At 72.1% G+C, this 14,204-nt stretch carries 11 protein-coding genes and 1 tRNA gene; 6 read left to right on the top strand and 6 right to left on the bottom strand.

The features are described from left to right. Window positions 1-135: 135 nt before the first annotated feature. Window positions 136-1,524: a cystathionine beta-synthase gene (locus tag ACIRFH_RS12905; RefSeq protein WP_403519760.1), complete on the bottom strand. Its 1,389-nt coding sequence runs from the start codon at window positions 1,522-1,524 to the stop codon at window positions 136-138. A 169-nt stretch (window positions 1,525-1,693) separates the two neighbouring features. On the opposite strand from ACIRFH_RS12905, the gene ACIRFH_RS12900 reads away from it, so the two are divergent. From ACIRFH_RS12900 to ACIRFH_RS12890, 3 genes are all read left to right on the top strand, one after another. Continuing rightward, window positions 1,694-2,719 carry an SGNH/GDSL hydrolase family protein gene (locus ACIRFH_RS12900; RefSeq protein WP_403519758.1) on the top strand — a complete coding sequence of 342 codons (1,026 nt, stop codon included), beginning with the start codon at window positions 1,694-1,696 and terminating at the stop codon, window positions 2,717-2,719. A 346-nt stretch (window positions 2,720-3,065) separates the two neighbouring features. After that, the gene (locus tag ACIRFH_RS12895; protein WP_403519756.1) at window positions 3,066-4,286 is read left to right on the top strand and encodes an acetyl-CoA C-acetyltransferase; all 1,221 of its coding nucleotides are present in this window, start codon (window positions 3,066-3,068) and stop codon (window positions 4,284-4,286) included. A 290-nt stretch (window positions 4,287-4,576) separates the two neighbouring features. Further along, complete coding sequence (locus ACIRFH_RS12890; protein WP_403519754.1) at window positions 4,577-5,356, top strand: hypothetical protein; 780 nt, start codon at window positions 4,577-4,579, stop codon at window positions 5,354-5,356. A gap of 57 nt (window positions 5,357-5,413) precedes the next feature. Here ACIRFH_RS12890 and ACIRFH_RS12885 read toward each other — a convergent pair whose 3' ends face one another. After that, complete coding sequence (locus ACIRFH_RS12885; RefSeq protein WP_403519752.1) at window positions 5,414-5,725, bottom strand: hypothetical protein; 312 nt, start codon at window positions 5,723-5,725, stop codon at window positions 5,414-5,416. A 103-nt stretch (window positions 5,726-5,828) separates the two neighbouring features. On the opposite strand from ACIRFH_RS12885, the gene ACIRFH_RS12880 reads away from it, so the two are divergent. Continuing rightward, window positions 5,829-6,059 (top strand): DUF4287 domain-containing protein, encoded by a 231-nt coding sequence (locus ACIRFH_RS12880; protein ID WP_403519750.1) that lies wholly within the window; start codon window positions 5,829-5,831, stop codon window positions 6,057-6,059. Between the two features lie 104 nt (window positions 6,060-6,163). On the opposite strand, the gene ACIRFH_RS12875 is transcribed toward ACIRFH_RS12880, so the two are convergent. The 3 genes from ACIRFH_RS12875 to ACIRFH_RS12865 form a co-directional block, all read right to left on the bottom strand. Further along, window positions 6,164-7,075, bottom strand: coding sequence for a Bax inhibitor-1/YccA family protein (locus tag ACIRFH_RS12875; RefSeq protein ID WP_403519748.1), 912 nt, complete (start codon window positions 7,073-7,075; stop codon window positions 6,164-6,166). A gap of 158 nt (window positions 7,076-7,233) precedes the next feature. Then, a complete protein-coding gene (locus ACIRFH_RS12870) occupies window positions 7,234-8,409 on the bottom strand; it encodes a 4-hydroxybenzoate 3-monooxygenase (RefSeq protein ID WP_403519746.1) in 1,176 nt (391 codons plus the stop codon). Window positions 8,410-8,845: 436 nt separating this feature from the next. Then, window positions 8,846-8,929 (bottom strand) — tRNA-Leu (locus ACIRFH_RS12865). A gap of 429 nt (window positions 8,930-9,358) precedes the next feature. On the opposite strand from ACIRFH_RS12865, the gene ACIRFH_RS12860 reads away from it, so the two are divergent. Further along, on the top strand, window positions 9,359-10,129 hold the full coding sequence (locus ACIRFH_RS12860; RefSeq protein WP_403519745.1) for an ABC transporter ATP-binding protein: 771 nt from the start codon (window positions 9,359-9,361) through the stop codon (window positions 10,127-10,129). A 75-nt stretch (window positions 10,130-10,204) separates the two neighbouring features. Next, window positions 10,205-12,739, top strand: a complete 2,535-nt coding sequence (locus ACIRFH_RS12855) for an ABC transporter permease (protein WP_403519743.1) — start codon at window positions 10,205-10,207, stop codon at window positions 12,737-12,739. Between the two features lie 81 nt (window positions 12,740-12,820). Here ACIRFH_RS12855 and ACIRFH_RS12850 read toward each other — a convergent pair whose 3' ends face one another. Further along, window positions 12,821-14,137 carry a class I SAM-dependent methyltransferase gene (locus ACIRFH_RS12850; RefSeq protein ID WP_403519741.1) on the bottom strand — a complete coding sequence of 439 codons (1,317 nt, stop codon included), beginning with the start codon at window positions 14,135-14,137 and terminating at the stop codon, window positions 12,821-12,823. Window positions 14,138-14,204 lie beyond the last annotated feature (67 nt).

Raw genomic sequence — 14,204 nt, 5'->3', positions numbered from 1 at the left:
CGTTCGGTGCCGGCCGGGGCGGGGAGCCGCTCCCGCCCTGCCGACATCCCTTACTGTGCCGACCTCGTGTTAAGGGTGTGCTGCGCGAACGTGACGTGCGCGTACCACTTCCGCGAAGTCCGGGCGGAGGTCCTCCTACCTGCCGCCCTTGGCGAGGAAGGCCAGCAGGTCCTGACGGCTCACCACGCCCGTGGGCTTGCCCTCGACCAGGACGATCGCCGCGTCCGCCGTGCCGAGCACGGCCATCAGGTCGGCGACCGGTTCGCCGGAGCCGACCTGCGGCAGCGGGGACGACATGTGCTTCTCCAGCGGGTCCTCCAGCGAGGCGCGCTTGGCGAACAGGGCGTCCAACAGCTCGCGTTCCACGACCGAGCCGACGACCTCGGCGGCCATCACGTCCGGGTGGCCGGCGCCGGGCTTGACGATCGGCATCTGCGAGACGCCGTACTCGCGCAGCACCTCGATGGCCTGGCCGACGGTCTCGTCCGGGTGCATGTGGACGAGGGAGGGGATGGAGCCGCCCTCCTTGTCGTTCAGGACGTCGGCGACGCGGGCGCTGGGGCCGGCGTCCTCCAGGAAGCCGTAGTCGGCCATCCACTCGTCGTTGAAGATCTTGCTCAGGTAGCCGCGCCCGCTGTCCGGCAGCAGGACGACGACCACGTCGTCCTCGCCGAGCCGCTCGGCCACCTCCAGCGCCGCGACGACGGCCATGCCGCAGGAGCCGCCCACCAGCAGGCCCTCCTCCTTGGCGAGGCGGCGGGTCATCTGGAAGGAGTCCTTGTCGGAGACGGCGACGATCTCGTCGGCGACGTCGCGGTCGTAGGCGGTGGGCCAGAAGTCCTCGCCGACGCCCTCGACGAGGTACGGGCGTCCGGAGCCGCCGGAGTAGACGGAGCCCTCGGGGTCGGCGCCGATCACCTTCACCGCGCCGCCGCTGGCCTCCTTCAGGTAGCGCCCGGTGCCGGAGATGGTGCCGCCGGTGCCGACGCCGGCGACGAAGTGGGTGATCTTCCCCTCGGTCTGCTCCCACAGCTCGGGGCCGGTCGAGTGGTAGTGGGAGAGCGGGTTGTGCGGGTTGGAGTACTGGTCCGGCTTCCAGGCGCCCGGCGTCTCGCGGACCAGGCGGTCGGAGACGTTGTAGTAGGAGTCCGGGTGCTCGGGGTCGACCGCCGTCGGGCAGACGACGACCTCGGCGCCGTACGCGCGCAGCACGTTGATCTTGTCCGTGGACACCTTGTCAGGGCAGACGAAGATGCACTTGTAGCCCTTCTGCTGGGCCACGATGGCGAGGCCGACGCCCGTGTTGCCGCTGGTCGGCTCGACGATGGTGCCGCCGGGCTTCAGTTCGCCGCTCTGCTCGGCGGCCTCGATCATGCGCAGGGCGATGCGGTCCTTCACCGAGCCGCCCGGGTTGAAGTACTCCACCTTGGCCAGGACGGTGGCCCTGATGCCCTTGGTCACGCTGTTGAGCCGCACCAGCGGGGTGTTGCCGACGAGGCTGATCATCGAGTCGTGGAAATGCACCGTGGTCTCCGGATGCCGCAAAAGATGTGGTCGTGATGGGTCGTGCCAGCCTATGGCCTGCCGGGCCGCCGACGCCCCTGTGTCGCTCGTTCACTCCCCGTCGTGATTGGGCGACCGTCCGTACGGGGCAAGCAGTGGGTGTACGGCTCGATGGAGGTGGCGGCGACGTATGACGAGCATGTCCAGGGCGAGGGTGGCCCGGCGGATCGCGGCCGGCGCGGCGTACGGCGGTGGCGGGATCGGGCTGGCCGGTGCGGCCGCGGTCGGTCTGCTGCTGGCGGAGGTGCAGCTGGCCAGGCGACGGGTGGGTATCGGCACGCCCGACCGGGTGCCGAACGCGGAGGGACTGTACGGCGGCACCCTCACGACGGCCGGTGAGGTGCCGCTGCGGCTGGTGATGCTGGGCGACTCCACGGCCGCCGGCCAGGGCGTGCACCGGGCCGGGCAGACGCCGGGCGCACTGCTGGCGTCGGGGCTCGCGGCAGTGGCCGAGCGGCCGGTGGAGCTGACCTCGGTCGCGGTGCCGGGGGCGCGTTCGGACGACCTGGACCGGCAGGTGGCGCTGGTGCTCGCCGGTCCGGGCCGGGTGCCCGACATCTGCGTGATCATGGTCGGCGCGAACGACGTCACCCACCGCATGCCGGCCACCCGCTCGGTGCGGCACCTGTCGACGGCGGTACGGCGGCTGCGCACGGCCGGTGCGGAGGTGGTGGTCGGCACCTGCCCGGACCTCGGCTCGATCGAGCCGGTGCCGCAGCCGCTGCGCTGGCTGGCCCGGCGGACCTCGCGGCAGCTGGCGGCGGCGCAGACGATCGGCGTCGTGGAGCAGGGCGGGCGCACGGTGTCGCTGGGCGACCTGCTGGGCCCGGAGTTCGCCGAGAACCCGCGGGAGCTGTTCGGCCCCGACAACTACCACCCCTCCGCGGAGGGCTACGCCACGGCGGCGATGGCGGTCCTGCCGTCGGTCTGCGCGGCGCTCGGCCTGTGGCCGGCGGAGGAGGAGCGTCCCGACGCCGCCCGCCGGGAGGGCTTCCTGCCGGTGGCGCGGGCGGCGGTCGAGGCCGCGGACGAGGCCGGCACGGAGGTCGCGGCGGCGATGCCCACGGGGCCGCGGGGCCCGTGGGCCCTGCTCAAGCGCCGACGGCGCCGGCGGGTGCCGGAGGCGGAGCCGGCGACGTCGGCGCAGCCGGGGTAGGAAGGGACGGCGTCGTGCCGGGCCGTACGTACCGGGCGGTGCGGGGCGCGCAGGCCGGCGCCGTGCCGGCTGTCCGCGACCACGCCGGCACCGTCGCGCCCCGAAGGGGCCCGGGGAACCGCGCGACCGGCCGCGGACGCCCCGCACCCGACCACGGCCGCACCCCGACCACGGCCGCACCCGCCCCGCCCCTCCCCTCCGTACCGCGTCCGCCAAACCGCCGGAGGCAAAAGCAAGCGCTTAGAAAGTTGCGGCCCATGTCACACCGTCACACCCGTGACCCGGGCCATACGGCCGGGTAACTTCCCAACCAGCCGCCCGTTCCCGCGACGCCACTGGAGCCGTGATGCCCGAAGCCGTGATCGTCTCAGCCGCCCGCTCCCCCATCGGCCGCGCCTTCAAAGGCTCCCTGAAGGACCTGCGCCCCGACGACCTGGCCGCCACGATCATCCAGGCGGCCCTCGCGAAGGTCCCGGAGCTGGACCCGAGGGACATCGACGACCTGATGCTCGGCTGCGGCCTGCCCGGCGGCGAGCAGGGCAACAACCTCGGCCGGATCGTCGCCGTCGAGATGGGCATGGACCACCTGCCGGGCTGCACCGTCACCCGGTACTGCTCCTCGTCCCTGCAGACCTCCCGCATGGCCCTGCACGCCATCAAGGCCGGTGAGGGCGACGTCTTCATCTCGGCCGGCGTCGAGATGGTCTCCCGGTTCGCCAAGGGCAACTCCGACAGCCTGCCGGACACCCGCAACCCGCTCTTCGCCGAGGCCGAGGCCCGCACCGCCGAGGTCGCGCAGCAGGAGGGCACCACCTGGCACGACCCGCGCGAGGACGGCCTCGTCCCCGACCCGTACATCGCGATGGGCCAGACCGCCGAGAACCTCGCCCGCTGGAAGGGCGTCACCCGCCAGGAGATGGACGAGTTCGGCGTCCGCTCGCAGAACCTCGCCGAGGAGGCCATCAAGAACGGCTTCTGGGAGCGCGAGATCACCCCGGTCACCCTCCCCGACGGCACCGTCGTGTCCAAGGACGACGGCCCGCGCGCCGGCGTCACCCTGGAGGGAGTGGCCGGCCTCAAGCCCGTCTTCCGCCCCGACGGCCTGGTCACCGCCGGCAACTGCTGCCCGCTCAACGACGGCGCCGCCGCCCTCGTGATCATGAGCGACACCAAGGCCCGCGAGCTGGGCCTGACCCCGCTCGCCCGCATCGTCTCCACCGGCGTCTCCGGCCTCTCCCCCGAGATCATGGGCCTCGGCCCGGTCGAGGCGAGCAGGCAGGCGCTGTCCCGCGCCGGGCTGACCATCGACGACATCGACCTGGTCGAGATCAACGAGGCCTTCGCCGCGCAGGTCATCCCCTCCTACCGGGACCTGGGCATCCCGCTGGAGAAGCTGAACGTCAACGGCGGCGCCATCGCCGTCGGCCATCCCTTCGGCATGACCGGAGCCCGCATCACCGGCACGCTCATCAACTCCCTCCAGTGGCACGACAAGCAGTTCGGCCTGGAGACGATGTGCGTCGGCGGCGGCCAGGGCATGGCCATGGTCATCGAGCGCCTGAGCTGAACCGGGACGGGCCACCGAGGAACCGTCGGTAGCCCTCCGGGGACCCAGCGTCACCCCTCGGCCCAGAACCCCGTGACACCCGGGTTCTGGGCCGATCCGTGACCCAAACTCCCCCAGGATGTGACCTACCTCTCCGTCTCTCTGATTTACGCAGGTCAGACCAGTCACACCCGCACCTCGCCGGCCCAAAGTCCTGTCCGTTTCGTGACGTTACGCACTGACAGGCGGTCAGTCCACCCTTCAAGCTGAGGTAGGAAGTCGGGGGTCGACCTTGAACCGGGAGTACGTCAGTGAGCGCCATGCCGATCGCCCTGCTGCTCACCACGGCCGCCACGGGCGCCGTGGGCGTCGCCGTCCTGCGCGCCGTCCTCGTGCTGCGCCGCCAGGTCGCGGCCCTGAGCACCGAGCTGGCCGAGAGCCGCGCCGCCACGCGGGGCCGGGTCCCGGCCGCCCGCACCACCAGCGACGCCGACGAGATACGCGCCGCCGTCGCCGAGGCGCTCGCCGAGGAACGTGAGCGGGAGCTGGCCGAGGCCCGGGCCTTCTGGGCGGCCCAGGAGTCCCGCGACGCCTCCGACGCTCCCCTGCTGCTCGGCCTGCCCGACAGCGAGCTGTTCCTGCCCCGGCAGGCCGACCTCGTGGGTCTGGAGCCGGTGGCCGAGCCGGGCGCGGACGCCGACGAGCCGGCCGGGGAGTCCGCCGAGCTGGCCGCGGCCCGCCGCCGGCACCCCTCGCACCCGGACTTCGTGCCGAACCCGTCGCCGGCCGTGAACGACCACGAGCGCACCGTCGCCGTGCTGGAGGAGCTGGCCGCCTCCCAGGTCGCGCTGGCCGACGTCCGCCCCGGTCCGCTGGGCACCCTCGACGTGTACGTCTTCGCCGACGGCACCACCCTGTGCATGACGCCGGGCCACCGCGAGACCGCGGAGCGCCTGGCCGCCGCCCTGCGCGCGGACCGGACGCCGTACCTGCTGGGCGGTTCGGGCGTCTCCGGCGCCTACACGCTGACCTTCGCGTGCGGCGAGGAGAACGTCTACATCCTGGCGGACCGGGTCATCGCGTCCCTGTAGTCCCGGCGGTCCCGACCCTGCAGTCCCCGCCGCCCCGGCCCCGGCGGTCCCGCGTCCTCACACCCCGGCCCGCTTGCGGGCCTCCTCCACCAGTCGCGCCGCCTCCTCCACCTGGTCCGCGTCCGTCAGGACGACGGCCAGGTCGTGCGCGGCGACGGCGATCTGGTCGGCGGCGGCGAACATCCCCGCGTCCGGCATCTGTCGCGGCTCGGCGTCCGGCTCCTCGGCGAGCTGGGCGCGCCGGGCCAGTTCCCTGGCCAGCTCCAGGGCCTCGGCGGCGGCCCCGCGTTGCAGCCTGCTCTGCGGGGCGGCCCGCAACCGGTCGGCGAAGTCGTCCACGGCACGGGTCAAAGGCGTCGTATCAACCACGGCGCGAGCGTACGCGGCGTTCCGGGACTGTTGCCAACGGGCGAACGCTCAGGCACGGTGACCTGAAGGACCGGCTTACATCCCCTTTCGCCCGGAGGCGCCGATGTCCCACGTCTTCTCCGAGGAGACCCATCGCAACATGCTCGCCCGCATCCCCCACTGCACCGGTCGTGAGATCGCCGACTGGCTGCGCACCGTCGAGGACGGACCCGCCCTCTTCCGCTTCGAGGAGAAGGTCAGCTGGCTCCGCCACGAGCACGACCTCTCGTACGGCCATGCGAAGGCCATCGTCCACGAGTACGACCTGAGGAGGGCCGCGCGCAACCTGCTCTAGGCGTGCACCGCCGGTGATGGTGAGGATGACGACGAAGGGGCCCCGGGCGCAGTGCCCGGGGCCCCTTCACGCGGCGCTCCGGCGAACGGGGCGCGGCGGCGGTGCTAGTCGCTGCTGTTGAGGATCGAGATGAGCCGCAGGAACTCCATGTAGATCCACACCAGCGTCAGCGTGAGGCCGAAGGCGGCGAGCCAGGCCTCCTCGCGCGGGGCGCCGTAGGCGATGCCGTCCTCGACCTGCTTGAAGTCCAGGGCGAGGAAGCAGGCGCCGAGGACGACGCCGACGATGCCGAAGACGACACCGAGGGCGCCGCTGCGGAAGCCGAGGCCGTCACCGCCGCCGAAGACGGCGAACAGCACGTTCACCAGCATCAGGAAGACGAAGCCGAGCGTGGCCGCCATCACGAAGCCGTAGAAGCGCCGGTTGACGCGGATCCAGCCGGCCTTGTAGGCGATCAGCACACCGGCGAAGACCGCCATCGTGCCGATCACGGCCTGCATGGCCGCGCCGTCGGCGATGCGGTTGTCGACGACGCTGGAGACGACGCCGAGGAAGACGCCCTCGAACGCCGCGTAGGCCAGGATCAGCGCGGGCGAGGCCTTGCGCTTGAAGGACTGGACGAACGCCAGCACCATGCCGATCAGCGCGGCGCCGATGCCGATCCCGTAGGAACGGTTGATGTTGGCGTCGTCGACCGGCAGCAGCGCCCAGGCGAGCGCGGCGGTGACGATGAGGACACCGAGCGTGGATCCGGTGCGGACGACGACGTCGTCGATCGTCATCCGGCCGGTGGTCGCCGGCGCCTGCGGCGGCGTGCCGTACTGCTGGTCCTGCTGGGCGTACGGGTTCTGGGCGTAGGGGTTGCCGGCGGGCTGGGCGTACGGATTGCCCTGCGCGTACGGGTTGCCCTGCGTGGCGGCGGCGGGACCCCCGGCCTGCGGCGCGGCGTCGAAGCCCGCGTAGCCGTTGTCGCGGCTGAACCCCCGTCGCGAGAAGACCGGGTTTCTGCTCCTCATTTCACTCCTCCATGGCCACACTGCGCAGCCTTGGCCTAAGAGTAATAGAACGGCAAAGGATTGACCCTACTGCTTGGGGAGGATCTTTCCCTCGTCCTGTCGCGCAACACGCCAGGGGGAACGGTGATTCCCCTCACGGGCGGGGCCGCGCCCCGGGTTCACCCGATCGGGAAGCCGGTGTAGGCCTCGGCGAGGTCGGTCTCGGCGGCGCGGGAGGAGACGATCCGGTCCAGGCGGGCCACCTGGAGGCGGTCGTCGAAGGGGGTGGCGTCGGGGGCGCGGTGCAGCAGGGTCGTCATGTCGTACGAGAACCGCTCGGCCTGCCACACGCGGCGCAGGCAGGTGGCGGAGTAGGCGTCGAGCAGTTCGGCGGAACCGGTCTCCCGTCGGTGCGTCAGGGCGCGGGCGAAGGTGACGACGTCGCCGACGGCGAGGTTGAGGCCCTTGGCACCGGTGGGCGGCACGATGTGCGCGGCGTCGCCGGCCAGGAAGAGGCGGCCGTGCCGCATGGGCTCGTGGACGTAGGAGCGCATGGGGGTGACGGACTTCTGGGTGATCGGGCCGCGCCGGAGCGTCCAGTCGTCGTCGGTCTCGAAGCGGCGCTCCAGCTCGGCCCAGATCTCCTCGTCGCTCCACGCCCCGGCGTCGGTGCCCTCGGGCACCTGGAGGTAGAGGCGGGAGACGGACGGGGAGCGCATGGACAGCAGGGCGAAGCCGCGGTCGTGGCGGGCGTAGACCAGCTCGTCGTGGGAGGGGGCGACGTCGGCGAGGACGCCCAGCCAGCCGAAGGGGTACGTCCGCTCGAAGGTGCGGCTCAGCCCGGCCGGGACCGCCCGGCGGGTCACGCCCCAGAAGCCGTCGCAGCCGACGACGTAGTCGCACTCCAGGACGTCCTCGGCGCCGTCGTGCCGGAAGCGGACGCGCGGGTGGTCGGTGGCGGCGTCCTCGACGGCCAGCGCCTCGGCCTCGAAGAGCAGCGGGCCGCCCTCCTCGAGCTGGAGGGCGATGAGGTCCTTGCAGACCTCGGTCTGGGCGTAGACCATCACGGACCGGCCGCCGGTGAGGGCGGGGAAGTCGACGCGGTGGCGCCGCCTGTCGAAGCGCAGCTCGATGCCGTCGTGGCGCAGTCCCTCGCGCTCCATCCGCTCCGCCGCGCCGACCGCGCGCAGCACGTCCACCGTGCCCTGCTCCAGGATCCCGGCGCGCTGGCGCCGCTCGGCGTAGGCGCGGTCGCGGCTCTCCAGGACGACCGAGTCGATCCCGGCCTTGTGGAGCAGCCGGGCGAGCAGGAGTCCGGCGGGGCCGGCCCCGATGATGCCGACGGTGGTGCGCATCGGTCGTTCCCTTCGATTGGCGTCGTTGCCGCGGGCGGGTGTTCGCGTGGGTCGTCCACGTGGGTCGTCCACGTGGGTCGTCCACGTGGACCGTTCGGACGGGTTGCTCGAGCGGGCTGTTCGCGTGGTGAAAATTCCTTCACGCATTTCCGCGCCGAGTCTCGACCCCCCGCGGCCCGCTGTCAACGGTTCCGGGCTTCGCCTTCGTCTGGACCGGCATCGGCGACGTCGTCTTCGGCGCTCTTCGGCGTTCTTCGGCGTTCTTCGGCGTTCTTCGTGACGCGGTCCGGAATCGGCCGCGACGCGCTGGGGGCCGGCCGGTGTCCGGGCGCGCGGTCCTCGTCCTCACGGTGTACGCCACCGGGCGCGGCGCCGGCCCGTGCGGGGATCGTGCGGGGGCGCGGCGCGGAGGAGCCGGACGCGGGGTCGCGGTGAGTGCCCGGAGCCGGACTTGAACCGGCACGCCCGCGAAGGGGCAGCGAGGTTTAAGCTCGCCGTGTCTGCATTCCACCATCCGGGCAGGCCATGGGCACCGCGTCGAGTGCTTCGACCCTATCGGGACGCGCCCCTCCGGCAGCGGGCGGGCGGTCCGATGTTGTCTTATTTTATTGATGCCTGAGGGTCCGTCAGCTCCGTGGGCAGGCCATCCGCACTTGCCAACAGCCTTGCGCGCGACGCGCGGCCGCGTATGCGGAATGACGGGATTTCACCGTCTCGACCAGGACGCCCGCCCTGTTCTCACGCCCACGTGCGACAACGGGCCCACCCGGGGTACCCCCGGAGTGCCCGTCGGGGGCACCCGTCATCCGCAGGTATGACACCGGCCGCCGCCGTCCGACCACAGTCGCCCCCCGAAACCGGAACAGCGGCTGACTGCACGGCGGCCCCCGGCCGGGAGGATGGATGACGTCCCCGAGCACACCGCCGTACCGACAGGAGCACCCTCCCCGTGACCACCGCACCCACCGCCGACCGGTCCACCACCGTGGCCGCGCGCGCCACGGAGCTTTCCAAGATCTATGGCCAGGGCGAGACCCAGGTGGTCGCCCTCGACCGTGTCTCCGTCGACTTCCGGCAGGCCGAGTTCACCGCGATCATGGGCCCCTCCGGCTCCGGCAAGTCCACGTTGATGCACTGCGTCGCCGGGCTGGACACCTTCTCCTCCGGTTCGGTGCGCATCGGCGACACCGAGCTGGGCTCGCTGAAGGACAAGCAGCTGACCAAGCTGCGCCGGGACAAGATCGGCTTCATCTTCCAGGCGTTCAACCTGCTGCCGACGCTGACCGCGCTGGAGAACATCACCCTCCCGATGGACATCGCGGGCCGCAAGCCGGACAAGCAGTGGCTGGACTCCGTGATCGGGATGGTCGGCCTGTCCGGCCGGCTCGGTCACCGTCCCTCCCAGCTCTCCGGCGGCCAGCAGCAGCGTGTCGCCGTGGCCCGGGCGCTGGCCTCCCGGCCGGAGATCATCTTCGGTGACGAGCCGACCGGCAACCTCGACTCCCGCTCGGGCGCCGAGGTGCTGGGCTTCCTGCGCAACTCCGTGCGGGAACTGGGACAGACGGTCGTGATGGTCACCCACGACCCGGTGGCCGCCGCCTACGCGGACCGGGTGGTCTTCCTGGCCGACGGACGCATCGTCGACGAACTGTACGGGCCGACGGCCGACTCGGTGCTGGACCGCATGAAGCGCTTCGACGCCAAGGGCCGCACCAGCTGACGCCGTCCGACCGCGAGGTCCGCACCTGCTGACGCCCCGACCGCCTTCCCCCGTACCCCTGGACGAAGTAGACCCATGTTCCGTACCGCCTTGCGCAACGTCTTCGCGCACAAGGCCAGGCTGTTGATGACCGTGCTCGCCGTGATGCTCGGCGTGGCGTTCGTGTCCGGCACCCTGGTCTTCGCCGACACCCTCTCCAACGCCTTCCGCAACCAGTCGGCGAAGAGCTACGCCGACGTCGCCGTCTCCGTCACCTCGCACGCCGACCCGGACGATCCCGAGGAGGAACCCGGCCTCTCCGGCAAGGTCCTCGACCGGATCTCCGCCGTGGACGGCGTCGCCGGGGTGTACGGCCGCGTCGAGGGCTTCGCCGGCGTCGCCGACCCCGACGGGAAGCTGATCGGCGTCGGCTGGTCCAACAAGGGTTCCAACTTCGCCCCCGGCAAGGACGGCAAGGACGCCGCCTACACGTTCACCGACGGCTCCGGCCCGGTGAAGGACGACCAGATCGCCCTGGACCAGGAGTCCGCCGCCAAGGGCGAGTACCGGGTCGGCGACCGGGTGCGCGTCGCGACCAACGGACCGGTGAAGGAGTACACCCTCAGCGGTGTCTTCACCACCGAGGACGGCGCCGTCAACGCCGGCGGCAGCCTCGTCCTCTTCGACACCGCCGTCGCCCAGAAGCAGTACCTGAAGCCGGGCTACTTCGAGAGCGCCACCGTCACCGCCGCCCCCGGCGCCGACGACGCGAGGATCGTGGACGCGGTCAAGCCGCTGCTGCCGGACACGGCCGAGGCCCGGACCGGTCAGGCGCTCGCGGACGAGCAGGCCGAGCAGATCGAACAGGGCCTGGGCAACCTCAAGCAGGTCCTGCTCGGCTTCGCGGGCATCGCGCTCTTCGTCGGGATCTTCCTGATCTCCAACACGTTCACGATGCTGGTCGCCCAGCGCACCAAGGAGATCGCCCTGATGCGCGCCGTCGGCGCGTCCCGCAGGCAGGTCACCCGCTCGGTGCTCGCCGAGGCCGCGCTGGTGGGTCTGGTCGCCTCGGCCGTCGGCTTCGTCCTCGGCATCGGTCTGGCGGTCGGACTGCGCTCCGGCATGGCCGCGTTCGACATGAAGATGCCGGCCGGTCCGCTGGTCCTGTCCGCCACGCCGGTGGTCGCGGCGTTCTCGGTGGGCGTGCTGATCACGATGTTCGCCGCCTGGCTGCCCGGCCGCCGGGCCGCGAAGATCCCGCCGGTGGCGGCCATGAACAGTGTCCACGCGGTGGCCACCGCCAAGTCGCTGGTGCTGCGCAACTCCATCGGCGCCGCCGTCACCGCCCTCGGCGCGGCGGGGATCGTGGCGGGTGCCTCGGCCGGCGGCGACGACGGCCGGATGTACATCGGGGCGGGCGCGTTCCTCGCGCTGATCGGCGTGATCGTCCTGATCCCGCTGCTGTCCCGGCCCGTGATCGCACTCGTCCGTCCGCTGCTCGTCGGCCCCTTCGGGGTGGCGGGCAGGCTGGCCGGCCAGAACGCGGTCCGCAACCCGCGCCGCACCGGCGCCACCGCCTCGGCGCTGGCGATCGGACTGACGCTGGTGACCGGCCTGTCGGTGCTCGGCGTCACGGTCGGCACGGCCGTCGACAAGATGACCACGGACAACATCAAGGCCGACTACATGGTCACGATGGCCAACGGAGGCGACCTCGACCGGTCCGCGCTGACGGCGCTGGAGAAGGCCGAGGGCGTGTCCGCGGTCTCGCCGCAGCAGGACACCTACTTCCGGGTCGACGGCGACGACTACGTGTCCGCCTCGGCGGTCACCGCGGGCGACATCGGGAAGGTCCTGACCGTCGACGTCGTCAGCGGCAGCGCGGGCTCGCTCGCCGAGGGCCGGATCGCGGTCGCCGAGAAGACGGCGAAGAGCAGGGGCTGGAAGACCGGCGACACCGTCCCCGTCACCTTCGGCGACGGCGAGAAGGTCACGTTGACCGTCGGCGCCGTCTACAAGGACAGCGAGTTCCTCTCCCCCGTCCTCGTCGACCGCGCGGTCGTGGACCGGCACGAGACGAAGCCGGCCATCCGGCAGATCTTCGTGAAGGTCGACGGCGGCCAGTCCGCGGCGAACGAGAAGGCCCTCATCGACGCGCTCGGCGACAACCCCGCGATCACCGTGATGGACCGGCAGGACATCCGCGACACCTTCGGCGGCGCCATCACCACCATGCTGAACGTCATGTACGGCCTGCTGGCGATGGCCCTGATCATCGCGGTGCTGGGCGTCGTCAACACCCTCGCGATGTCGGTCTTCGAACGGCAGCAGGAGATCGGCATGCTGCGCGCGATCGGTCTGGACCGGCGCCGGGTGAAGCGGATGGTCCGGCTGGAGGCCGTCGTCATCTCGGTGTTCGGCGCGGTGGTCGGCATCGGTCTCGGCACGTTCCTCGGCTGGGCGATCGGCGAGACCTTCGCGGACCAGATCCCGGGGTACGCGCTGGTCCTGCCCTGGGACCGGATCGGGCTCTTCCTGGTACTGGCCGGTCTGGTGGGCGTCCTGGCCGCGATGTGGCCGGCCCGCAACGCCGCCCGGCTGAACATGCTGAACGCCATCAAGGCCGAGTGACCTCACCGCGCAGCGGCACACCGAAGGGCCGGGCCCCCGCGACGGGGAGCCCGGCCCTTCCGGCCGTGTCCGGGTTCCGGGTCAGGCGCGGCCGGGCGCACCCCACACGCGGGCCCGCAACGGCATCCCGGAGGCACCCGAGTCCGGCGTCCGGACGGCCAGGACCTGGTTGACGCCGATGCGGTTGCGCTCGAAGGAGAGCGCGGAGGCGGCCATGTACAGGCGCCACACGCGGGCCCGGCCGGGGCTGACGAGCCGGACGGCCGCCTCCCACCCGGACTCCAGGTTGGCGACCCAGCGGCGCAGGGTGAGGGCGTAGTGCTCGCGGATCGACTCCACGTCGCGCACCTCGAACCCGGCGCGTTCCAGCTGGGTGACGGTGGTGCCGATCGGGGCCAGCTCGCCGTCGGGGAAGACGTAGGAGTCGATGAACTCGTCCACCTGGTAGGCGGTCTCGTCCTGCTGGGGGCGGCGGGCGATCTGGTGGTTCAGCAGCCGCCCGCCCGGCTCGAGGAGCCGGTACAGGTCGACGGCGTACTCCAGGTACCGCTCGGCGCCGACGTGCTCGGCCATGCCGATGGACGAGATCGCGTCGTACGGCCCGTCGGTGACGTCCCGGTAGTCCTGGACGCGGATCTCCACCCGGTCGGTGAGCCCCGCGTCGGCGACCCGCTTGCGCGCGTAGGCGGCCTGCTCCTGCGACAGGGTGATGCCGACGACGCTCACGCCGTGCTCGCGGGCCGCGTGGACCGCCATGGAGCCCCAGCCGCAGCCGACGTCGAGGAGGCGCTGACCGGCCCTCAGACCGAGCTTGCGGCAGACGAGTTCGAGCTTGTCGCGCTGGGCGGTCTCCAGGGTGCCGCCCTCGGCCTCGGGGGCGGGCCAGTAGGCGCAGGAGTACACCATGGACGGGCCGAGGACGAGTTCGTAGAAGTCGTTGCCGACGTCGTAGTGGTGGCTGATGGCCCGCCGGTCGCTGCGTTTGGTGTGCAGGTGGCCGCGGACCCTGCGGATCTCCTCCCGCGGCGGCGCGGGCGGCAGCGGCGGACCGGCGAGCCTCACCAGCCCGCGTACGGCGGAGCGGACCTCGGGGTCGCGGAGGGCCGCGACGAGCCCCCGGGCGTCCTCGCCGCGCTCCCAGACGAGCCCGGCGAGCAGGTCGAGGGCGGCGTAGAGATCACCCTCGACGTCGAGATCACCGGCCACCCAGGCCCGGACCAGTCCCAGCTCGCCCGGCTTGAACAGCAGTCGGCGCAGCGCCCTGCGGTTCCGGACGACGAGCGTCGGCGCGCCCGGCGGCCCCGCCAGCGAACCGTCCCAGGCGCGCACGCGCACCGGAAGCGGCGCCCCCAGCAACTGTTCGAAGAGGTTCTGCAGCCGCAGCGCGGCATCAGCCATGGCGTACCTCCGTGACAAGCGATCCCGGAATGTCCTGACACCACGTAAACACCTGGTGCCCCGGCGT

It is taken from the genome of Streptomyces sp. NPDC093586, from assembly GCF_044764905.1.
Taxonomy (GTDB): Bacteria; Actinomycetota; Actinomycetes; order Streptomycetales; family Streptomycetaceae; genus Streptomyces.
Note: the sequence above shows the minus strand (reverse complement) of the source record. Positions and strands in the feature narration are given on the sequence as shown.

What these genes read in the sequence shown, in the direction of transcription:
- ACIRFH_RS12900 (WP_403519758.1), top strand. Translation starts at nt 1,694, where the DNA reads ATGACGAGCATGTCCAGGGCGAGGGTGGCCCGGCGGATCGCGGCCGGC.
- ACIRFH_RS12895 (WP_403519756.1), top strand. Translation starts at nt 3,066, where the DNA reads ATGCCCGAAGCCGTGATCGTCTCAGCCGCCCGCTCCCCCATCGGCCGC.
- ACIRFH_RS12880 (WP_403519750.1), top strand. Translation starts at nt 5,829, where the DNA reads ATGTCCCACGTCTTCTCCGAGGAGACCCATCGCAACATGCTCGCCCGC.
- ACIRFH_RS12875 (WP_403519748.1), bottom strand. Translation starts at nt 7,075, where the DNA reads ATGAGGAGCAGAAACCCGGTCTTCTCGCGACGGGGGTTCAGCCGCGAC.
- ACIRFH_RS12870 (WP_403519746.1), bottom strand. Translation starts at nt 8,409, where the DNA reads ATGCGCACCACCGTCGGCATCATCGGGGCCGGCCCCGCCGGACTCCTG.
- ACIRFH_RS12855 (WP_403519743.1), top strand. Translation starts at nt 10,205, where the DNA reads ATGTTCCGTACCGCCTTGCGCAACGTCTTCGCGCACAAGGCCAGGCTG.
- ACIRFH_RS12850 (WP_403519741.1), bottom strand. Translation starts at nt 14,137, where the DNA reads ATGGCTGATGCCGCGCTGCGGCTGCAGAACCTCTTCGAACAGTTGCTG.